This is a genomic window from Bacillus sp. SD127, from assembly GCF_058566445.1.
On record NZ_CP191226.1, the window covers coordinates 1,371,404 to 1,392,757 of the forward strand.

The 21,354-nt window shown below is 43.7% G+C and carries 17 protein-coding genes and 1 other annotated feature; of the genes, 15 read left to right on the plus strand and 2 right to left on the minus strand.

Features of this window, described 5'->3' with window-relative positions; genetic code table 11:
* Positions 1 to 122: 122 nt before the first annotated feature.
* Positions 123 to 449: an inner spore coat protein CotQ gene (gene cotQ / locus ACQVGS_RS07025; RefSeq protein WP_106022193.1), complete on the minus strand. Its 327-nt coding sequence runs from the start codon at positions 447 to 449 to the stop codon at positions 123 to 125.
* A gap of 450 nt (positions 450 to 899) precedes the next feature.
* Positions 900 to 1,149, plus strand: a binding site (T-box leader).
* A gap of 121 nt (positions 1,150 to 1,270) precedes the next feature.
* On the opposite strand from cotQ, the gene ilvB reads away from it, so the two are divergent.
* From ilvB to yihA, 13 genes are all read left to right on the plus strand, one after another.
* Complete coding sequence (ilvB, locus tag ACQVGS_RS07030; RefSeq protein ID WP_400153442.1) at positions 1,271 to 2,995, plus strand: acetolactate synthase large subunit; 1,725 nt, start codon at positions 1,271 to 1,273, stop codon at positions 2,993 to 2,995.
* On the plus strand, positions 2,992 to 3,510 hold the full coding sequence (gene ilvN / locus ACQVGS_RS07035) for an acetolactate synthase small subunit (RefSeq protein ID WP_101863444.1): 519 nt from the start codon (positions 2,992 to 2,994) through the stop codon (positions 3,508 to 3,510). The genes ilvB and ilvN overlap by 4 nt, the downstream gene beginning before the upstream one ends.
* Before the next feature lie 23 nt (positions 3,511 to 3,533).
* On the plus strand, positions 3,534 to 4,562 hold the full coding sequence (gene ilvC, locus ACQVGS_RS07040; RefSeq protein ID WP_400153443.1) for a ketol-acid reductoisomerase: 1,029 nt from the start codon (positions 3,534 to 3,536) through the stop codon (positions 4,560 to 4,562).
* Positions 4,549 to 6,105 carry a 2-isopropylmalate synthase gene (locus tag ACQVGS_RS07045; protein WP_024122383.1) on the plus strand — a complete coding sequence of 519 codons (1,557 nt, stop codon included), beginning with the start codon at positions 4,549 to 4,551 and terminating at the stop codon, positions 6,103 to 6,105. Before ilvC ends, ACQVGS_RS07045 begins: the two co-directional genes overlap by 14 nt.
* Positions 6,106 to 6,125: 20 nt before the next feature.
* A complete protein-coding gene (gene leuB, locus ACQVGS_RS07050; RefSeq protein ID WP_059293476.1) occupies positions 6,126 to 7,223 on the plus strand; it encodes a 3-isopropylmalate dehydrogenase in 1,098 nt (365 codons plus the stop codon).
* A gap of 51 nt (positions 7,224 to 7,274) precedes the next feature.
* Positions 7,275 to 8,693 carry a 3-isopropylmalate dehydratase large subunit gene (leuC, locus tag ACQVGS_RS07055; protein WP_106020211.1) on the plus strand — a complete coding sequence of 473 codons (1,419 nt, stop codon included), beginning with the start codon at positions 7,275 to 7,277 and terminating at the stop codon, positions 8,691 to 8,693.
* 12 nt (positions 8,694 to 8,705) lie between these two features.
* Positions 8,706 to 9,305 (plus strand): 3-isopropylmalate dehydratase small subunit, encoded by a 600-nt coding sequence (leuD, locus tag ACQVGS_RS07060; RefSeq protein ID WP_101861315.1) that lies wholly within the window; start codon positions 8,706 to 8,708, stop codon positions 9,303 to 9,305.
* 121 nt (positions 9,306 to 9,426) lie between these two features.
* A complete protein-coding gene (ddcA, locus tag ACQVGS_RS07065) occupies positions 9,427 to 10,431 on the plus strand; it encodes a DNA damage checkpoint antagonist DdcA (protein ID WP_024122379.1) in 1,005 nt (334 codons plus the stop codon).
* A gap of 227 nt (positions 10,432 to 10,658) precedes the next feature.
* Positions 10,659 to 11,933: a trigger factor gene (gene tig / locus ACQVGS_RS07070; RefSeq protein ID WP_024122378.1), complete on the plus strand. Its 1,275-nt coding sequence runs from the start codon at positions 10,659 to 10,661 to the stop codon at positions 11,931 to 11,933.
* Positions 11,934 to 12,205: 272 nt separating this feature from the next.
* Positions 12,206 to 13,468, plus strand: a complete 1,263-nt coding sequence (gene clpX / locus ACQVGS_RS07075; protein WP_024122377.1) for an ATP-dependent protease ATP-binding subunit ClpX — start codon at positions 12,206 to 12,208, stop codon at positions 13,466 to 13,468.
* Positions 13,469 to 13,620: 152 nt separating this feature from the next.
* Positions 13,621 to 15,279, plus strand: coding sequence for an ATP-dependent protease LonB (gene lonB / locus ACQVGS_RS07080; RefSeq protein ID WP_254517815.1), 1,659 nt, complete (start codon positions 13,621 to 13,623; stop codon positions 15,277 to 15,279).
* A 178-nt stretch (positions 15,280 to 15,457) separates the two neighbouring features.
* Complete coding sequence (gene lon / locus ACQVGS_RS07085) at positions 15,458 to 17,782, plus strand: endopeptidase La (RefSeq protein WP_127696682.1); 2,325 nt, start codon at positions 15,458 to 15,460, stop codon at positions 17,780 to 17,782.
* Complete coding sequence (gene yihA / locus ACQVGS_RS07090) at positions 17,779 to 18,366, plus strand: ribosome biogenesis GTP-binding protein YihA/YsxC (RefSeq protein ID WP_024122374.1); 588 nt, start codon at positions 17,779 to 17,781, stop codon at positions 18,364 to 18,366. Before lon ends, yihA begins: the two co-directional genes overlap by 4 nt.
* Before the next feature lie 23 nt (positions 18,367 to 18,389).
* Here the strand turns inward: yihA and ACQVGS_RS07095 are convergent, their stop codons facing one another.
* Complete coding sequence (locus ACQVGS_RS07095) at positions 18,390 to 18,887, minus strand: hypothetical protein (protein WP_101863440.1); 498 nt, start codon at positions 18,885 to 18,887, stop codon at positions 18,390 to 18,392.
* Positions 18,888 to 19,117: 230 nt separating this feature from the next.
* Between ACQVGS_RS07095 and hemA the strand changes: the two genes are divergently transcribed.
* Positions 19,118 to 20,485, plus strand: coding sequence for a glutamyl-tRNA reductase (hemA, locus tag ACQVGS_RS07100; protein ID WP_044156696.1), 1,368 nt, complete (start codon positions 19,118 to 19,120; stop codon positions 20,483 to 20,485).
* 7 nt (positions 20,486 to 20,492) lie between these two features.
* Entirely contained in the window at positions 20,493 to 21,323 is an 831-nt protein-coding gene (locus ACQVGS_RS07105) for a cytochrome c biogenesis protein (protein ID WP_010335178.1), read from the plus strand.
* The last annotated feature ends 31 nt before the right edge of the window (positions 21,324 to 21,354 follow it).

Genomic DNA, 21,354 nt, shown 5'->3' on the forward strand with positions numbered 1-21,354 from the left:
TCTTAAAATATATCCTTTTTGCTTCCAAATAGTAAGATAGGAAACCTCACATTCTATTAGCTTTATTTAAAGATGAATAAATTAATAAGTGCCGAACATAGATGTTCGACACCTGATGATATTTAATATCGAAATCCTCCGTGTACACCAGATGCTCCGCTGAACCCTCCGGCGTGCGTCGCCGGGATACTAAAACCGCCGCCATGGCCGCTATAGCCGGCACCTGAAAATTGCTGCCCGTAAAATCCTGAAGCATATGGAAATGAAGAGTACATAGCAGATGGGGTGCTTAGCGGGCTGTATGCCTGGCTGTACGGCTGTCCGTATCCAAAGCCTCCAAATGGCTGATGGCCTTGCTGATAAAAGCTGGGAGCTGCCGGATAAAATGGCTGGGGAAAGCTTGGAAAACCCCCGGGAAATCCTTGGATGTCTGCTAATGATTTATTCATCTCGTATCACCTTTTCTTTGCAAGATAACACCAGTGTATGACGAAAAATAATGAAAGAGCCTATCCGAACTGAAATTGTTTTTTGCCAGAAGATCTTTCATATGTACGTCTCATCGAAACAAAAACACGTCATATTATATGACATGTTTATATGAAATTGAAAAATTCGAGTGTAAACTTGATAGATTAATAAAAAAATTACAAAAACTTTTATCTTTTGAAATTCCTTATATACCAATAATGAAAGCGTATACAGTATAGTTTGATTAATCTAAATTGTCTAATAATTTTAAAAAATGCTGTTGACACTGCGTCCAAAGCGGCGTAATATGAGTTCAACAAAAGATAAACGCAAGTTTCACAAGCACAAATGTTTGCAATAGGATTCTAAAAAAATGAAAAACAAACGATCTTCTTGGACGGCAGAAAAGCTGTTCAAGAGACTGAATATGAAAAGCGCAGATGAGGATAAGTAGCCTTGAAAAAGCTTTCCACAGAGAACCGGATTAGCTGAGAACCGGCGAAGCTTTACAAGGTGAACTCGCCTCAGAGTGCCAGTCTGAAATCCCAGTAGGACTTGGCCGGGTGAACGATGATGTTTACTCGTTATTAAAACGGATAGGAATATCCATGAGACGGCCGTATGAAAGGCCGTAAACAAGGGTGGTACCGCGGAAAGAAGAGCCTTTTCGCCCCTTTTGGCTATCGCATTCAATGCGCGGCTGATTGTGGGCGGAAGGGCTTTTTTTATTGAATAATCAGCTATAAAGCTAATAAATGATGATCTTTAGAGGATGAAAATCCAAAAGGAGGAACTAAAAATGGGGACTAATGTACAGGTGGATTCAGCATCTGCCAAATGTACACAGACGATGAGCGGAGCGTTAATGCTGATTGAATCATTAAAGAAAGAAAAAGTAGAAATGATATTCGGTTATCCGGGCGGAGCTGTACTTCCGATCTACGATAAACTGTACAATTCAGGAATGGTACATATCCTTCCCCGGCACGAGCAAGGCGCCATTCATGCAGCAGAAGGATACGCGAGAGTTTCTGGAAAACCAGGGGTCGTTATTGCGACATCAGGCCCGGGAGCGACAAACCTTGTTACTGGACTTGCGGATGCCATGATTGATTCACTGCCTTTAGTCGTCTTTACAGGGCAGGTGGCAACCTCCGTTATCGGCAGCGACGCTTTTCAGGAAGCGGACATTTTAGGAATTACAATGCCGGTTACAAAACACAGCTATCAGGTCCGCCAGCCGGAAGATCTGCCGCGCATCATTAAAGAAGCATTCCATATTGCGACAACGGGAAGACCGGGACCTGTATTAATCGATATTCCGAAAGATGTTGCAACAATTGAAGGGGAATTCAGCTATGATCACGAGATGAATCTCCCGGGATATCAGCCGACAACGGAGCCGAATTATTTGCAGATCCGCAAGCTTGTGGAAGCTGTAAGCAGCGCAAAGAAACCGGTTATCCTAGCGGGTGCGGGCGTATTGCAAGGAAAAGCGTCAGAAGAATTAAAAAATTATGCCGAGCAGCAGCAAATTCCAGTTGTACACACGCTTTTAGGACTTGGGGGTTTCCCGGCAGACCATCCGCTTTTCTTGGGGATGGCGGGTATGCACGGCACTTATACAGCGAACATGGCCCTTCATGACTGTGATCTTTTAATCAGTATCGGCGCCCGTTTTGATGACCGCGTCACAGGAAACCTGAAACATTTTGCGAGAAACGCAAAGATTGCCCACATTGATATTGATCCGGCTGAAATCGGAAAAATCATGAAAACACAGATTCCGGTTGTCGGCGACAGCAAAGTTGTCCTGCAAGAGCTGATCAAACAAAACGGCAAACAAGGCGATTCAAGCGAATGGAAAAAACAGCTTGCCGAGTGGAAAGAAGAGTATCCGCTCTGGTATGTAGACAATGAAGAAGAAGGCTTTAAACCTCAAAAACTGATTGAATACATTCATCAATTTACAAAAGGGGAAGCCATTGTCGCAACGGATGTCGGCCAGCATCAAATGTGGTCAGCGCAATTTTATCCGTTCCAAAAGGCAGATAAATGGGTGACATCAGGCGGTCTTGGAACAATGGGTTTCGGCCTTCCGGCAGCGATCGGCGCACAGCTGGCCGATAAAGATGCAACCGTGGTGGCGGTGCTTGGAGACGGCGGTTTTCAAATGACGCTACAGGAACTTGATGTTATTCGCGAATTGAATCTGCCGGTTAAAGTTGTGATCTTAAATAACGCTTGTCTCGGAATGGTAAGACAGTGGCAGGAGATTTTCTATGAAGAGCGTTATTCAGAGTCTAAATTCGCTTCACAGCCGGACTTTGTCAAATTGTCAGAAGCATACGGCATTAAAGGCATCAGAATCTCCTCTGATGCAGAAGCGAAGGAAAAGCTGGAAGAGGCATTGACATCAAAAGAACCGGTTGTCATTGACGTTCGGGTCGCCAGCGAAGAAAAAGTATTCCCGATGGTGGCTCCGGGGAAAGGGCTGCATGAAATGGTGGGGGTGAAACCTTGAAAAGAATTATCACATTGACTGTGGTGAACCGCTCCGGCGTGTTAAACCGGATCACCGGTCTATTTACAAAAAGACACTACAACATTGAAAGCATTACAGTTGGACACACAGAAACAAGCGGCGTTTCCAGAATTACCTTTGTCGTTCACGTTGAAGGAGAAAATGATGTTGAACAGCTGACAAAACAGCTTAACAAACAAATTGATGTGCTGAAAGTCACTGACATCACAAATCAATCAATTGTCCAAAGGGAGCTTGCCTTAATCAAGGTCGTTTCCGCACCGTCAACGAGGACAGAGATTCACGGAATTATAGAGCCGTTCAGAGCTTCTGTCGTTGATGTCAGCAGAGACAGCATCGTTGTACAGGTGACTGGCGAATCTAACAAAATTGAAGCGCTGATTGAATTATTAAAACCGTATGGAATCAAAGAAATTGCGAGAACAGGTACTACGGCTTTTGCGAGAGGCACTCAGCAAAAGGCGTCATCCAATAAAACAATATCTATTGTATAAAACAAAACAAGGGAGAGATTGAAATGGTAAAAGTATATTATAACGGTGATATCAAAGAGAACGTATTGGCTGGAAAAACAGTAGCGATTATCGGTTATGGCTCACAAGGGCATGCACACGCGCTGAACCTGAAAGAAAGCGGAATTGACGTGATTGTCGGTGTCAGACAAGGAAAATCTTTCACTCAGGCGCAAGAAGACGGACATCGAGTATTTTCAGTAAAAGAAGCTGCGGCTCAAGCTGAGATCATTATGGTTCTTCTTCCGGATGAACAGCAGCAAAAAGTATATGAAGCTGAAATCAAAGATGAGCTGACTGCAGGCAAATCATTGGTCTTCGCTCACGGATTTAACGTTCATTTCCACCAAATTGTTCCACCGGCAGATGTTGACGTATTTTTGGTAGCGCCTAAAGGTCCTGGACATTTGGTTAGAAGAACATATGAGCAAGGAGCAGGCGTACCGGCGTTGTTCGCGATCTATCAAGATGTGACAGGTGAAGCGAAAGATAAAGCTTTGGCATACGCAAAAGGAATCGGCGGAGCAAGAGCAGGCGTTTTGGAAACGACATTTAAAGAAGAAACAGAAACGGATCTGTTCGGTGAGCAAGCTGTACTTTGCGGAGGATTAACTTCCCTTGTAAAAGCTGGATTTGAAATATTAACTGAAGCTGGTTATCAGCCGGAACTTGCATACTTTGAATGTCTTCATGAGCTGAAATTGATCGTTGACCTTATGTATGAAGAAGGCTTGGAAGGCATGAGATACTCTATTTCTGATACTGCTCAATGGGGAGATTTCGTATCCGGGCCGCGTGTTGTAGACGCAAAAGTAAAAGAATCAATGAAAGAAGTCTTAAAAGACATCCAAGACGGAACATTTGCAAAAGAATGGATCGTAGAAAACCAAGTAAACCGTCCTCGTTTCAACGCAATCAATACGAGCGAAAACGAACATCAAATCGAAGTGGTGGGAAGAAAGCTTCGTGAAATGATGCCGTTTGTCAAACAAGGCAAGAAGAAGGAAGCGGTGGTCTCCGTTGCGCAAAATTAATTTTTTCGATACGACGCTTCGTGATGGTGAACAATCCCCTGGAGTAAACTTAAATACACAGGAGAAACTTGCCATAGCAAAGCAGCTCGAAAGACTCGGGGCAGATATCATTGAAGCGGGATTTCCCGCTTCGTCCCGAGGTGACTTTTTAGCTGTGCAGGAAATCGCAAGAACCATAAAAAATTGTTCTGTGACAGGTCTTGCCCGCTGTGTAAAAGGTGATATTGATGCGGCCTGGGAAGCGTTAAAAGACGGTGCTCAGCCAAGAATTCACGTATTCATTGCCACATCGGACATTCATTTAAAACACAAGCTGAAAATGACGCGTGAACAGGTCATCGAAAGAGCCGTTGAAATGGTGAAATACGCAAAAGAGCGTTTCCCGATTGTTCAATGGTCTGCTGAAGATGCCTGCCGAACTGAACTGCCGTTTTTAGCGGAAATCGTAGAAAAAGTGATTGACGCAGGGGCTAGTGTCATCAACCTTCCGGATACAGTCGGCTATTTGGCTCCGGCAGAATACGGGAATATCTTTAAATATATGAAAGAGAACGTTCCAAACATTCATCAAGCAAAGCTGTCAGCTCACTGCCACGATGATTTGGGAATGGCAGTCGCCAATTCTCTCTCAGCGATCGAAAATGGCGCCGATCAAATTGAATGTGCGATTAACGGAATTGGTGAAAGAGCCGGAAATGCTGCATTAGAGGAAATTGCAGTTGCCCTTCATATCAGAAAAGATTTCTATCAAGTCGAAACAGGCATTACGCTAAATGAAATAAAACGCACTAGTGATTTAGTAAGCAAGTTCACAGGTATGGCTGTTCCGCGAAATAAAGCGGTAGTGGGCGACAACGCATTTGCTCATGAATCAGGCATCCACCAGGACGGCTTCTTAAAAGAAAAATCAACATACGAAATTATTTCACCAGAGCTTGTCGGTGTAACGGCAGATGCGCTTGTCCTAGGCAAGCATTCAGGACGCCATGCATTTAAAGACCGGCTGACTGCATTGGGATTCCAATTTGATAGTGAAGAGATTAATAAGTTCTTTACGATGTTTAAAGAGTTAACTGAGAAGAAAAAAGAAATCACTGATGAGGATCTTGTCTCTCTTATTTTAGAAGAAAAAGTAACAGACCGCAAGATTGGGTATGAATTTCTTTCTCTGCAAGTCCATTATGGAACCTCTCAGGTCCCTACGGCTACGGTTTCTTTGAAAAATCAAGAAAACGCCCAGCTTATTCAGGAAGCGGCAACAGGAGCCGGAAGCGTGGAAGCGATATACAATACTCTTGAACGCTGTATTGATAAAGATGTGGAGCTCTTAGACTACCGCATTCAGTCCAATAGAAAAGGCGAAGACGCATTTGCCCAGGTTTATGTAAGAGTAGTAGTAAACGGAAAAGAATCAGCAGGGCGGGGCATAGCGCAAGACGTATTAGAAGCTTCGGCGAAAGCCTATCTGAACGCAGTCAACCGTCAATTGGTTTTCCAGTCTAATATGAACGGACTGCAAAACCATACAGCTGTCGGATCATAAAAGAAAGGAGAACGGTTAATTTGAAGAAACGGATTGCTCTATTGCCCGGAGACGGGATCGGCCCTGAAGTATTAGAATCAGCGACAGACGTGCTGAAAAGTGTTGCCGAACGCTTCAGCCATGAATTTGAATTTGAATACGGCCTTATTGGAGGAGCGGCAATTGACGAACACAACGACCCTCTCCCAGAGGAAACCATTGCGATTTGTAAAAAGGCTGATGCTATTTTGCTTGGTGCTGTCGGCGGCCCGAAATGGGATCAAAACCCTTCGGAGCTGAGACCCGAAAAAGGTCTGCTCAGCATTAGAAAACAGCTTGACCTGTTTGCGAATTTACGGCCTGTGAAAGTGTTTGAAAGCCTTTCTGACGCTTCGCCTTTGAAAAAAGAATATATTGATAACGTTGATTTCGTTATCGTTCGTGAACTGACAGGCGGTTTGTATTTCGGACAGCCGAGCAAACGCTATGTAAACAGTGAAGGTGAGCAAGAAGCGGTAGACACACTGTTTTATAAGAGGGAAGAAATTGAACGCGTGATCAGAGAGGGCTTTAAAATGGCGGCTGCCAGAAAAGGCAAGGTTACCTCTGTTGATAAAGCGAACGTTCTTGAATCAAGCAGGCTGTGGCGGGAAGTGGCTGAAGACGTCGCAAAAGAATATCCTGATGTGAAACTTGAGCATATGCTCGTTGATAACGCGGCTATGCAGCTGATTTATGCACCGAATCAATTTGATGTCGTGGTGACTGAAAATATGTTTGGTGACATTTTAAGCGACGAAGCGTCCATGCTAACAGGTTCTCTCGGAATGCTTCCGTCAGCCAGCTTATCAAGCTCAGGACTCCATCTGTTCGAGCCTGTACACGGCTCAGCACCTGACATAGCAGGGAAAGGGATGGCAAATCCATTCGCGGCGATATTATCAGCGGCAATGCTTTTGAGAACATCTTTCGGGCTTGAAGAAGAAGCGAAAGCTGTAGAAGATGCAGTCAATCAGGTTCTTACTTCCGGAAAAAGAACAAGAGACTTGGCAAGAGGCGAAGAATACAGCAGCACTCAGGCCATTACAGAGGAAGTAAAGACGGCATTGATGAGTGAAAATACAATTTCTAACGTGTGACAGCTTATGGTGTAAGCGGTCTTAGTTCATAGGTAGAGGGAGGAAATAAAGATGATGCCTCGAACGATCATCGAAAAGATTTGGGATCAGCATATTGTAAAACATGGTGAGGGAAAACCGGATCTTCTCTATATTGATTTGCATCTCATCCATGAGGTGACATCCCCTCAGGCATTTGAAGGGTTGAGACAAAAGGGAAGAAAGGTCAGGAGACCGCAAAATACATTCGCAACGATGGATCACAACATTCCAACCGTCAATCGCTTTGAGATAACGGACGAAGTTGCGAAACGCCAAGTGACAGCGCTTGAGCGGAACTGCGAAGAGTTTGGCGTACGCCTTGCCGATCTTCACAGCGTAGATCAGGGGATTGTCCATGTAGTCGGGCCCGAGCTTGGCTTAACGCTTCCGGGAAAAACGATCGTATGCGGCGACAGCCATACTTCCACTCACGGTGCATTCGGCGCCCTGGCATTTGGAATCGGAACGAGTGAGGTTGAGCATGTTCTTTCTACACAGACACTCTGGCAGCAGCGTCCGAAAACGCTTGAGGTGCGTGTAGACGGGACACTGCAAAAAGGGGTAACGGCAAAGGATGTCATTCTTGCTGTTATCGGTAAATACGGCGTGAAATTCGGCACCGGTTACGTTATTGAATACACTGGGGAAGTATTCAGAAACATGACGATGGATGAGCGGATGACCGTTTGCAACATGTCAATTGAAGCCGGAGCAAGAGCAGGTTTGATTGCGCCTGACGAAGTGACATTTGAATATTGCAAAAACCGCAAGTATACGCCAAAAGGAGAAGAATTTGATAAAGCCGTAGCAGAATGGAAAGCGCTGCGCACTGATCCAGGTGCTGTTTACGATAAATCAATTGTGCTTGACGGCAATGACATTTCTCCTATGGTGACATGGGGTATCAACCCGGGAATGGTTCTTCCTGTCGATTCTGAAGTTCCGGCGCCGGAAAGCTTTTCAGCGGAAGATGACAAAAAAGAAGCGATTCGCGCTTATGAATATATGGGGCTGACTCCTCATCAGAAAATTGAAGACATTAAAGTGGAGCACGTATTTATCGGTTCCTGTACAAATTCACGCATGACTGACCTCCGCCAGGCTGCCGATATGATCAAAGGGAAAAAGGTGGCTGAAAGTGTTAGAGCAATCGTCGTGCCTGGATCTCAGAGCGTAAAACTTCAGGCTGAAAAGGAAGGGCTTCATCAGATCTTCTTAGACGCTGGATTTGAATGGAGAGAATCAGGCTGCAGCATGTGTTTGAGCATGAATAATGACGTTGTTCCTGAAGGAGAGCGCTGTGCGTCAACCTCTAACCGTAACTTTGAGGGCAGACAAGGAAAAGGCGCGAAAACACATCTCGTCAGCCCTGCGATGGCTGCGATGGCCGCCATTCACGGCCATTTCGTGGATGTCAGAAAGTTTTATCAGGAAAAAACAGTTGTGTAAGGAGTGCACGAGATGGAACCTTTGAAAACACATACGGGGAAAGCGGCCGTATTAAATCGTATTAATGTTGATACAGACCAGATCATTCCGAAACAATTTCTAAAGAGAATTGAAAGAACGGGCTACGGCCGTTTTGCATTCTTTGACTGGAGATACGATGCGAATGGCGAACCAAACCCGGAATTTGAATTAAACCAGCCGGCTTATGAAGGGGCGTCCATTTTAATAGCGGGAGAAAACTTCGGCTGCGGGTCATCGCGTGAACACGCTCCGTGGGCGCTTGATGACTACGGCTTTAAAATCATTATCGCACCGTCATTTGCTGATATTTTCCACCAAAACTGCTTTAAAAACGGTATGCTGCCGATTCGTATGCCGTATGACAATTGGAAAAAGCTTGTCGGACAATACGAAAATCAGTCACTGCAAATGACAGTCGATCTTGAAAATCAGCTTATTCACGACAGCGAAAGCAATCAGATCTCATTCGAAGTCGATCCGCATTGGAAAGAAATGCTGATCAACGGCTATGATGAAATTTCATTAACGCTTTTACTTGAAGATGAAATTAAGCAATTTGAGTCGCAGAGAAGCTCTTGGCTTCAAGCTTAAAAAAAGCTGCCCGGCAATTTGTCCGGCAGCTTTTTTTGCCTGGCAGAACCTTTCCTTTCTTGTTTTTGTGTACGGGTGTTGATACACTTGAACAAAATAAATGCCTGAAAGGAATATAGGTATGACGCATGACAAGAAAAACGCAAAAATTATTCCTTTTCCTCATTTGAAAGACCGTCTGGTGGAAAAAGGAATGTCCTCGCTGAAGGAGAAAAAGTATCAAGAGGCGCTGGAACTGTTTTCAGAAGCAATGAAATATGATGATACTGAATCAGATCTTCACTTGGGTATGGCCATTTGCTTTTTGGAGCTGGGCGAATTGGAAGAGGCAAAACGTGTATGCGAAAAGATGCTGAAAGAAGGATACGGCCAGTATTTTACGGTTTTACAAGTATACATGACGATCTTAATTCAGCTGAAGAAATACGAAGAAGTAAAAAGCACGATTGAAGCCGTCCTGGAGGAAAATCAGCTGCCTGCGGAAAGCGCCGAGCAATTTTATAAACTGCTTGATTTCAGCCGCAAAATGACCGACCCAGAGCGAGAAGACGAGGCTTGGGCCGAAGAGTATGAAGATGTGATTGACACGGAGAAAGTGTTAGCCAGCCCAGAGGAACAAATGAATTTAATCCATTCATTGAAAGACCGCAATGTAGCGAAGTATACGGGGCTGTTAAAAACAATTCTTGAAGATCCCGCTGCTCACCCGATTATCAAGACGATGATCGTGATGTTAATGGCGGAACACGACTACAGCAAACCGGTCCACATTACAAAATTCGGCGACTCCATGACAATCGAGCCGAGCGAGACTGTCCCGCCTGACGCCTCCCCAATTTTGCACCGCGTTCTCCGTGTGCTGGATGAAACGCTTGGGAATGAAAATCCGACCCTGTATGCTGCGGTAGAAGAACTGTGGAGAAGACATTTGTATGTTTTATATCCATTTCAGCCAAAACTGCTGTCTGCCGATCTTTGGGCGGCGGCCCTGCATAAAGTCGGCTATGAAATGCATGGGATTGAGATTGAAAGAGAAGAGCTGCATATGATGTATGAGTTTACCGACAGAGAACTTGATGAAGCGTGCACAATGATTAAAGATATTGAAGAAATTTCTTATTTGTAAATCACGCCATATAGTTGAAAGCGGTATGTGTTATGTTATAATATAATGGTTGTATTTGTGTATAACGGGTTATAAGAAATACGGTTGGACAGGCTTTGCAGTTCATTATTAAAATGTATACATAATGATTCTGATCTTTGGCAGCTTCGTTTTTGATGGACGAAGCCGAATGATTGCTTTAGAATGGAAGACCGACACAACCTGAATAGATTTTTGGAGGGAAACACATGTCTGTAAAATGGGAAAAACAAGAAGGCAACGAAGGCGTTTTAACGGTTGAAGTTGATGCTGAAACATTTAAAACGGCACTTGATGATGCATTTAAAAAAGTAGTTAAGCAAGTTTCAATTCCTGGATTCCGTAAAGGGAAAATTCCTCGCGGTTTATTCGAACAGCGCTTTGGCGTAGAAGCTCTTTACCAAGATGCTTTGGATATTCTTCTTCCTGTAGAATACCCTAAAGCGGTTGAAGAAGCTGGAATCGAGCCTGTAGACCGTCCTGAAATCGATGTTGAAAAAATCGAAAAAGGCGAAAGCTTAATCTTCACTGCAAAAGTAACAGTGAAACCTGAAGTGAAGCTTGGCGAATACAAAGGCTTAGGCGTCGAAAAAGACGACACAGCTGTAACTGACGAAGATGTTCAAAACGAACTAAAAGGGCTTCAAGAGCGTCAAGCTGAGCTTGTTGTAAAAGAAGAAGGCGCTGTTGAAGAAGGAAACACAGTTGTTCTTGACTTCGAAGGATTCGTTGACGGCGAAGCATTCGAAGGCGGAAAAGCTGAAAACTATTCACTTGAAGTGGGTTCAGGTTCATTCATCCCTGGCTTCGAAGATCAGTTAGTTGGCCTTGAAGCAGGTGCTGAGAAGGATGTTGAAGTAACATTCCCTGAAGAGTACCACGCTGAAGATCTTGCCGGCAAACCAGCTGTCTTCAAAGTGAAAATTCACGAAATCAAAGCGAAAGAGCTTCCTGAGCTTGATGATGAATTCGCAAAAGATATCGATGAAGAAGTGGAAACACTTGCTGAATTGACTGAAAAAACGAAGAAACGTTTAGAAGAAGCAAAAGAAAACGAAGCTGACGCTAAATTGCGTGAAGAGCTTGTTCTGAAAGCTTCTGAAAACGCTGAAATCGATGTTCCTCAAGCGATGATTGACACTGAGCTTGACCGCATGCTGAAAGAATTCGAACAGCGTCTTCAAATGCAAGGCATGAACCTTGAGCTTTACACTCAATTCTCAGGCCAAGACGAAGCTGCGTTAAAAGAGCAAATGAAAGAAGATGCTGCAAAACGCGTAAAATCTAACCTGACTCTTGAGGCGATTGCGAAAGCGGAAAACCTTGAAGTAACAGATGAGGAAGTTGATGCTGAGCTTTCTAAAATGGCTGAAGCATACAACATGCCTGTTGAAAATATCAAACAAGCCATCGGTTCTACTGACGCGATGAAAGAAGATTTAAAAGTTCGCAAAGCAATTGATTTTCTTGTAGAAAACCGTTAATATGGTGCATAATAATAGTAATAATAAAACAGGGCGCGAATGATTCGTGCCTTGTTTTGTACAATTATGATATATCTCTTTTTCTTGGGGCAATATAGTTAATGCAGGCTGTTTTTTTGTCATACATATAGAATGTGCAAGTCAGAAACACAATGTTACCGTCTTTTTGGAAAGTATGGTAAAATGCAATACATACTCGTTTCGTTTCAAGAATCATTTTCTTTTGCTCTGCCGGTAAAAGAAAAAGTGAGACAAGATTAAGGGGTGAAAGAATGTTTAAATTCAACGAGGAAAAAGGACAATTAAAATGCTCGTTCTGTGGAAAAACACAAGATCAGGTTCGTAAGCTTGTAGCTGGACCTGGTGTATATATATGTGACGAATGTATCGAACTCTGCACTGAAATTGTGGAGGAAGAACTCGGAACAGAAGAAGAAGTAGAATTTAAAGATGTGCCGAAGCCGCAGGAAATTCGTGAAATTCTGAATGAATATGTAATCGGTCAGGATCAGGCGAAGAAATCACTAGCTGTTGCGGTGTATAACCACTACAAACGCATCAACTCCAACAGCAAAGTGGACGATGTCGAGCTTTCGAAAAGTAACATTTCATTAATCGGCCCGACAGGAAGCGGTAAAACCCTTCTTGCGCAAACTTTAGCCCGTATTTTAAATGTGCCGTTTGCGATTGCTGACGCTACGTCCCTGACAGAAGCTGGATATGTAGGTGAAGATGTAGAGAATATTCTCTTGAAACTCATCCAAGCTGCTGACTATGACGTGGAAAAAGCGGAAAAAGGCATTATTTATATTGATGAAATCGATAAAGTGGCAAGAAAGTCTGAAAACCCGTCTATTACACGTGATGTGTCAGGTGAAGGCGTGCAGCAGGCATTGCTAAAAATTCTTGAAGGAACTGTGGCGAGCGTGCCGCCTCAAGGTGGACGTAAGCACCCTCATCAAGAGTTTATTCAAATTGACACAACAAACATTTTGTTCATTTGCGGCGGTGCCTTCGATGGTATCGAACAAATCATCAAACGCCGTTTAGGACAAAAAGTGATTGGCTTCGGTTCAGATAATAAGGCTGCAGATCTGGAGAAAGAAGACCTTCTTTCAAAAGTGCTTCCAGAAGACTTGCTCCGTTTCGGATTAATTCCGGAATTCATCGGACGTCTTCCGGTTATTGCAAGTCTTGAAAAGCTTGACGAAGAAGCGTTGGTTGCGATCTTAACAAAACCGAAAAACGCTCTTGTGAAGCAGTTCAAGAAAATGCTTGAGCTTGATAATGTTGAGCTTGAGTTTGAAGAAGAAGCACTGTCTGAAATTGCTAAAAAAGCAATTGAGCGTAAGACAGGAGCACGCGGACTCCGTTCCATCATTGAAGGCATTATGCTTGATGTGATGTTTGACCTGCCTTCCCGTGATGACATTGAAAAATGTGTGATTACTGGGGCGACTGTAACGCATGGAGAACCGCCTCGCCTTTTGTTAAAGGATGGAACTGAAGTTAGCCAAGATAAAACGTCTGCTTAAAAATGAAAATGAACCTCCTGAGTGGTAACATTCAGGAGGTTTTTTTGTTGTGTAAACTCTTCCGGAAAACGTTTATTCCCCTCTTTTGTGGGAGATACTAGCAATCAGAGGAATGAATTGGATACATAAATTGTTTTTCAGGAGGGACCACCATGAGTTGGACAGGGATCGCATTATTTATTCAGCTGTTTTTTGGGATTATCATTGGTTTGTATTTTTGGAATTTGCTTAAAAATCAAAGGACACAAAAAGTCACGATAGATAAGGAATCAAAGAAGGAAATGGAGCAGCTTCGCAAAATGCGGGCTATCAGCCTGTCCGAACCGTTATCTGAAAAGGTGCGCCCTAAAAGCTTTCAAGATATCGTCGGTCAGGAAGACGGGATTAAAGCGTTAAAAGCGGCATTGTGCGGACCGAATCCCCAGCACGTCATTGTCTATGGACCGCCGGGAGTCGGAAAAACAGCTGCTGCAAGGCTTGTGTTAGAGGAAGCCAAAAAACATAAGCAATCACCTTTTAAAGAGCAGGCTGTTTTTGTGGAACTCGATGCGACAACGGCTCGATTTGATGAAAGAGGAATTGCCGATCCGCTCATTGGATCTGTACATGATCCGATATACCAAGGGGCCGGAGCGATGGGACAGGCGGGTATTCCGCAGCCGAAGCAGGGGGCTGTCACGCATGCCCACGGCGGTGTATTGTTTATTGATGAAATTGGGGAGCTGCATCCTATTCAAATGAATAAAATGCTGAAGGTGCTTGAGGACCGGAAAGTCTTTTTAGACAGCGCTTATTACAGCGAAGAAAATACACAAATACCGAACCATATTCACGACATTTTTCAAAATGGGCTTCCGGCTGATTTTCGTTTGATCGGTGCGACAACGAGAATGCCTAATGAAATCCCTCCGGCAATCCGATCCCGCTGTTTAGAGGTATTTTTCCGCGAGCTTGAGAAAGATGAGCTGAAATCAGTTGCCAAAACAGCAGTGGATAAGATTGAAAAGAATATTTCTGAAGAGGGGCTTGATTTGCTGACCAGCTATACGCGGAACGGCCGGGAAGCCGTCAATATGATTCAAATCGCGGCGGGAATGGCGGTGACCGAAGATCGGAAGGACATCACCATTGAGGATATAGAATGGGTGATTCATTCCAGCCAGCTTACCCCTAAGCACGAGCAGAAAATCGGCACTGCACCGCAAATCGGCATTGTAAACGGACTCGCAGTGTATGGCCCTAACAGCGGTTCGCTGCTGGAAATCGAAGTGAACGTAACACCGGCTCAGGATAAAGGGTCAATTAACATTACCGGAATAGCAGAAGAAGAAAGCATCGGCAGCCAATCAAAATCAATTCGCCGGAAAAGCATGGCAAAGGGCTCGGTTGAGAATGTGCTAACCGTACTGCGTACAATGGGAATGAAGCCTTCAGACTATGATATCCACATTAATTTTCCGGGCGGCATTCCGATTGACGGGCCGTCGGCAGGTATTGCCATGGCGGCGGGAATTTTTTCAGCCGTTCATAAAATTCCGATTGACAACACGGTTGCCATGACAGGCGAGATCAGTCTAAACGGACTTGTAAAACCGATTGGAGGCGTGATCCCGAAAATTAAAGCGGCAAAACAGTCCGGTGCCAAAAAAGTTATTATCCCGCATGAAAATCAGCAATCGATCTTAAAACAGATTGAAGGGATCAAAATTGTGACGGTGAAAACGTTCCAGGAAGTGCTTGATGAAATTTTAGTGAACCCGCCTACTGAACAAAAACCGTTTAACATGCAAATGAATAAAGAATCGGTCTGACCCTATTTTGAAAATAGGGTTTTTTTCATGAAGGACATCTTTTCCTTTTTCAGATCAGAAAGAAAGGGTATACTACAGGAGACTGTGTTATAGAAAATGAAACCATGCCGTTTATTGTACAAGGATGAAAAAGTTGTATTATAATGGTTCATACTAAAGTCACGGAGGTGTCAGTCACATGGCAGAAGAATTAAAACGCAGCATCCCGCTCCTCCCTTTAAGAGGTTTATTAGTGTACCCGACAATGGTTTTGCACTTAGATGTAGGACGTGACAAGTCGGTTCAGGCCCTTGAACAGGCAATGATGCATGATCATATGATATTTTTAGCTACTCAGCAGGATATTTCGATAGACGAACCGGGTGAAGACGAAATTTTTACTGTCGGCACCTATACGAAAATTAAACAAATGCTGAAGCTTCCGAACGGTACGATCCGTGTTCTGGTGGAGGGCATACAGCGCGCCCAGATCATTGAATACAGTGAGCATGAGGATTATACATCGGTAGACATTCAGCTGATCCATGAAGATGATTCAAAAGATACAGAAGACGAAGCGCTGATGCGGACTTTGTTGGACCACTTTGATCAGTACATAAAAATTTCTAAAAAAATCTCAGCCGAAACGTATGCCGCGGTTACTGATATCGAAGAGCCGGGCAGAATGGCAGACATTGTTGCTTCTCACCTGCCTCTTAAACTAAAGGATAAGCAGGATATTTTAGAAACGGCCGATGTCAAAGACAGACTGAATAAGGTCATTGATTTTATCAACAATGAAAAAGAAGTGCTTGAGATCGAGAAAAAAATTGGCCAGCGTGTCAAACGTTCAATGGAGCGTACGCAAAAGGAATATTATTTGCGCGAACAGATGAAGGCGATCCAAAAAGAGCTAGGCGATAAAGAAGGCAAAACAGGTGAAGTTCAATCGCTGACCGAAAAAATCGAAGAAGCGGGTATGCCTGAACATGTGAAGGAAACGGCTCTTAAGGAATTAAACAGATATGAAAAAATTCCGTCCAGTTCTGCCGAAAGTTCTGTTATCCGCAATTATATTGACTGGCTGGTCGCTCTCCCATGGACGGATGAGACAGAAGATAAGCTTGATTTAAAAGAGGCTGAACATCTTTTGGACAAAGAACATCACGGACTTGAAAAAGTGAAAGAGCGTATTTTAGAGTATTTGGCTGTTCAGAAGCTGACAAAATCCTTAAAAGGTCCGATTCTCTGTTTGGCTGGACCTCCAGGGGTCGGAAAAACGTCCTTGGCCAAATCGATTGCTAAAAGTATGGATCGGAAATTTGTCAGAATTTCACTTGGCGGGGTGCGCGACGAATCAGAAATTCGCGGGCACAGACGGACATATGTCGGGGCAATGCCGGGACGTATTATTCAAGGCATGAAAAAAGCCGGCAAGCTGAATCCGGTCTTCTTACTAGACGAAATTGACAAAATGTCTTCTGATTTCAGAGGCGATCCGTCATCCGCAATGCTTGAAGTGCTTGATCCGGAGCAAAACAGCACCTTCAGCGACCACTACATTGAGGAGACCTTTGATCTGTCAAAAGTGCTCTTTATCGCTACGGCTAACAATTTAGCGACAATCCCGGGACCGCTTAGAGACAGAATGGAAATCATTAATATTGCGGGCTACACAGAAGTGGAAAAACTTGAAATTGTGAAAGATCACCTTCTTCCGAAGCAGATCAAGGAGCATGGGCTCAAAAAGAGCAACCTGCAGCTGCGTGATCAGGCCATTCTTGATATTATTCGCTATTATACGAGAGAAGCAGGTGTGAGAAACCTCGAACGCCAGCTTGCTGCCATCTGCCGCAAGGCCGCAAAAGCCATTGTTTCTGAAGATAGAAAACGGATTACAGTTACGGAGAAAAATCTTCATGACTTTATCGGAAAACGAATTTTCAGATATGGACAAGCAGAAACGGAAGATCAGGTGGGCGTAGTCACGGGGCTGGCTTATACAACTGTCGGCGGAGATACGCTGTCGATCGAAGTATCGCTTTCTCCAGGGAAAGGAAAATTGATCCTGACGGGTAAGCTTGGCGATGTCATGAGAGAGTCTGCTCAGGCGGCTTTCAGCTACGTGCGTTCAAAAACAGAAGAACTTGGCATTGAACCTGACTTTCATGAGAAGTATGATATTCATATACATGTTCCTGAGGGTGCGGTGCCTAAAGATGGTCCGTCTGCCGGTATCACAATGGCGACTGCGCTTGTTTCTGCTTTAACAGGACGGGCTGTATCGCGTAAAGTCGGAATGACTGGCGAAATTACGCTTCGCGGACGCGTGCTTCCGATCGGCGGACTGAAAGAAAAAGCACTCGGGGCACATAGAGCGGGATTGACGACCATTATTGCGCCTAAAGATAATGAAAAAGATATAGAGGATATTCCAGAAAGCGTCAGAGAGGGGCTTACCTTTATATTGGCATCCCACTTAGACGAAGTTTTGGAACATGCCTTAGTAGGAGAGAAGAAATGAAAGTCACAAAGTCAGAAATCGTAATCAGTGCAGTTAAACCTGAACAGTACCCTGAAGGGGGGCTTCCGGAGATTGCACTGGCCGGAAGATCGAACGTTGGAAAGTCATCTTTTATCAATTCATTGATTAATCGTAAAAATCTTGCGAGAACATCATCAAAACCGGGAAAAACACAAACATTAAATTTCTACATTATTAATGACGAATTGCATTTTGTTGATGTACCGGGTTACGGTTTTGCCAAAGTGTCAAAATCCGAGCGTGAAGCTTGGGGCAGAATGATTGAAACCTACATCACGACACGCGAGGAATTGAAAGCAGTGGTGCAGATCGTTGATTTGCGGCATGCACCGTCTAATGATGATGTGCAGATGTATGAATTCTTAAAGTATTACGGCATTCCTGTTATTATTATCGCTACAAAAGCCGATAAGATCCCGAAAGGAAAATGGGACAAACACGCGAAGGTTGTAAGACAGACATTAAATATTGATCCGGAAGACGAGCTGATTCTCTTCTCCTCAGAAACGAAAAAGGGGAAAGACGAAGCTTGGGGAGTGATCAAAAAAATGATAAACCGGTAGAGAATACTCTCTGCCGGTTTTATTTATCGTATAGATTTTTTTCGTTTTATCAATAATAACAATAAACTGATTCCGATAAATACAAATGGCCAATACTCTTTCAGCAGGGCCGTGGGAACATGCGCAGACTCGAGCCATGCCATAATCTGTTTGAAAAAGTAAAGAAACAGGGAAAAACAAATCATCGAAACAGATTCATATACATATTCTTTTTTCTGAACGGTTGAAACGAGCAGTGAGAAGCCGACCATGAAGAGTAGCATTTCAAAATCATCCGGCCACCATGTCCACTTTGGCTTAGCGAAAAAGTGCAAACCGATTCCGAAGAGAAGCAAGCCGATAAAGAAATGGGGGGAGACAGCTTCTTTTTTTCCTTGGTATATAAAGGATGCGCCTAACAGCATAAGAAGAACAGGCCATTGATCCTGACCTGAAAACAGTTCGGCTTGGCCGCTTTCAAGCCATGCGTAAACGGATGCGGCGAGCAGCAGACAAGGAAATAAAATTGATTTTTGTTTCATGCATATCACCTTCTTGTTTTCTAGAGCTGATTTTGAGTAAGTTTCTGCTGTTTTTGGTATTGTCAATAGGAACATATTTTGTTCGTGAAGCTTTTTCTAATATAGCACAAGATTTTTGAAATCTGTTCACAATTTGCGAAAGAAACTATGTTATAATTATTATAAATAATGAATTCTATGTTAGAATGATTATAAATTAAAGTTTGGGTGTTGGGGGTGTAAGGAAAGCTATGCATATACTTGTTGTGGGAGTAGATTATAAATCCGCCCCTATTGAGATACGTGAAAAAGTAAGTTTTCAGCCGAATGAGCTTGCAGAAGCGATGGTGCAGCTAAAAGCAGAGAAAAGCATTCTCGAAAATATCATCGTATCTACCTGCAACCGCACTGAAATTTATGCGGTAGTCGACCAGCTCCATACCGGCCGTTATTATATAAAGAAATTTTTAGCTGACTGGTTTCACTTAAGCAAAGAAGACCTGTCGCCGTTTTTAAGATTTTATGAAAGCGATGCGGCTGTTGAGCATTTGTTCCGTGTAGCCTGCGGATTGGATTCTATGGTGATCGGTGAAACGCAAATTCTCGGCCAGGTGCGCGATAGCTTCAAAACAGCTCAGCAAGAAAAAACGATCGGCACGATTTTTAATGAGCTGTTTAAGCAGGCGGTTACAGTGGGTAAACGGACTCACGCCGAAACAGACATTGGCTCTAATGCAGTGTCTGTTAGCTATGCGGCCGTTGAGCTTGCGAAAAAAATCTTCGGAAACCTTTCAAGCAAGCATATATTGATCCTTGGTGCAGGAAAAATGGGCGAGCTTGCAGCCGAAAATCTGCACGGACAGGGAATCGGAAAAGTGACCGTCATTAACAGAACATACTTGAAAGCGAAAGAACTTGCAGACCGTTTCTCCGGTGAAGCACGAAGCTTAAATCAGCTTGAAAGCGCGCTTGCAGAAGCCGATATTTTAATCAGCTCTACCGGTGCGAGTGATTTTGTTGTGTCTAAAGAAATGATGGAAAACGCGAATAAGCTTCGCAAGGGCCGTCCTTTATTTATGGTGGACATCGCCGTGCCAAGAGACTTGGATCCCGCTTTAAACGATCTAGAAGGCGTCTTCCTTTATGATATAGACGATCTTGAAGGGATCGTAGAAGCGAACCTGAAAGAGCGGAGAGAAACCGCTGAGAAGGTTGAACTGTTAATCGAAGAAACCATTGTGGAGTTTAAACAATGGCTGAATACACTCGGTGTAGTGCCCGTCATTTCCGCATTGCGTGAAAAAGCGCTGGCAATCCAGTCTGAAACGATGGACAGCATCGAACGGAAGCTGCCGCATTTGACGACAAGAGAGAAAAAACTTTTGAATAAACATACGAAAAGTATCATTAATCAAATGCTCCGCGACCCGATATTAAAGGTGAAAGAACTGGCGGCAGAGGCTGATTCTGAAGAAAAGCTGGCTTTGTTTAAGCAGATTTTTGATATAGAAGAAGCTGCGGGCCGGCAAATGATCAAAAGCGTTGAAGGCAGCCAAAAGGTCCATTCTTATAAGAAGGCTGAATCAAGAGCGGGGTTTGCCCCACTTGTAAGTGAGTGAAAGCTGAATGATTGATACTGCAATGGCAAGACTTAATGAAGGGACAATCGTCATTTACGCATTAAGTGTACTCTTTTATTTTATAGATTTTCTTCAACACAACCGGAAGGCTGGGAAAATGGCCTTCTGGTTGCTTTCTATTGTCTGGACTCTGCAAACCGTGTATTTAGCCTACTTTATGTGGGTGACGGGGCGGTTTCCGGTATTAAATGTGACGGAGGCGCTTTATTTTTATGCTTGGGTGCTTGTCACACTGTCACTTGTACTGACGAAGCTGCTGCGTGTTGATTTTATTGTGTTTTTTACAAATGTAATAGGGTTTGCTATGATCGCCATTCATACATTTTCACCGACGGAGCAGCAGTCAGCGGCTTTTTCGGGTCAGCTCGTATCGGAGCTGTTAGTGATTCATATTACAATGGCGATTCTTTCTTACGGCGCTTTTTCCCTTTCTTTTGTATTTTCTGTGCTCTATTTGTTTCAATATCATCTGTTAAAAAAGAAAAAATGGGGAAAGTGGCTGTTGAGAATAGAAGATTTGTCTAAGCTTGATTATATGGCGTATGTTCTGAATGTCATCGGAGTTCCGATGCTTTTGCTGAGTTTGATTCTTGGCGTCATTTGGGCGTATGTGTCTCTAGAAACGCTGTATTGGTTCGACGCCAAAGTGCTTGGTTCGTTTGTCGTCCTGCTTCTGTACAGCTATTATCTCTATATCAGGCTGATTAAAGAGCTTCAGGGGAAGGTCGCCGCACTGTGGAATACGGCTTGTTTTCTCGTGCTGATGATCAATTATTTCCTGCTCGGAAGCCTGTCTCAATTCCATTGGTTCAGTTAAATAATGTGCCCAAGCAGATTCGGGAGGAAAG

Excerpts from the sequence above, each read along its gene's own strand:
- cotQ (WP_106022193.1), bottom strand. The coding sequence starts at position 449 with ATGAATAAATCATTAGCAGACATCCAAGGATTTCCCGGGGGTTTTCCA.
- ilvB (WP_400153442.1), top strand. The coding sequence starts at position 1,271 with ATGGGGACTAATGTACAGGTGGATTCAGCATCTGCCAAATGTACACAG.
- ilvC (WP_400153443.1), top strand. The coding sequence starts at position 3,534 with ATGGTAAAAGTATATTATAACGGTGATATCAAAGAGAACGTATTGGCT.
- leuC (WP_106020211.1), top strand. The coding sequence starts at position 7,275 with ATGATGCCTCGAACGATCATCGAAAAGATTTGGGATCAGCATATTGTA.
- leuD (WP_101861315.1), top strand. The coding sequence starts at position 8,706 with ATGGAACCTTTGAAAACACATACGGGGAAAGCGGCCGTATTAAATCGT.
- ddcA (WP_024122379.1), top strand. The coding sequence starts at position 9,427 with ATGACGCATGACAAGAAAAACGCAAAAATTATTCCTTTTCCTCATTTG.
- tig (WP_024122378.1), top strand. The coding sequence starts at position 10,659 with ATGTCTGTAAAATGGGAAAAACAAGAAGGCAACGAAGGCGTTTTAACG.
- clpX (WP_024122377.1), top strand. The coding sequence starts at position 12,206 with ATGTTTAAATTCAACGAGGAAAAAGGACAATTAAAATGCTCGTTCTGT.
- lonB (WP_254517815.1), top strand. The coding sequence starts at position 13,621 with ATGAGTTGGACAGGGATCGCATTATTTATTCAGCTGTTTTTTGGGATT.
- lon (WP_127696682.1), top strand. The coding sequence starts at position 15,458 with ATGGCAGAAGAATTAAAACGCAGCATCCCGCTCCTCCCTTTAAGAGGT.
- yihA (WP_024122374.1), top strand. The coding sequence starts at position 17,779 with ATGAAAGTCACAAAGTCAGAAATCGTAATCAGTGCAGTTAAACCTGAA.
- ACQVGS_RS07095 (WP_101863440.1), bottom strand. The coding sequence starts at position 18,887 with ATGAAACAAAAATCAATTTTATTTCCTTGTCTGCTGCTCGCCGCATCC.
- hemA (WP_044156696.1), top strand. The coding sequence starts at position 19,118 with ATGCATATACTTGTTGTGGGAGTAGATTATAAATCCGCCCCTATTGAG.
- ACQVGS_RS07105 (WP_010335178.1), top strand. The coding sequence starts at position 20,493 with ATGATTGATACTGCAATGGCAAGACTTAATGAAGGGACAATCGTCATT.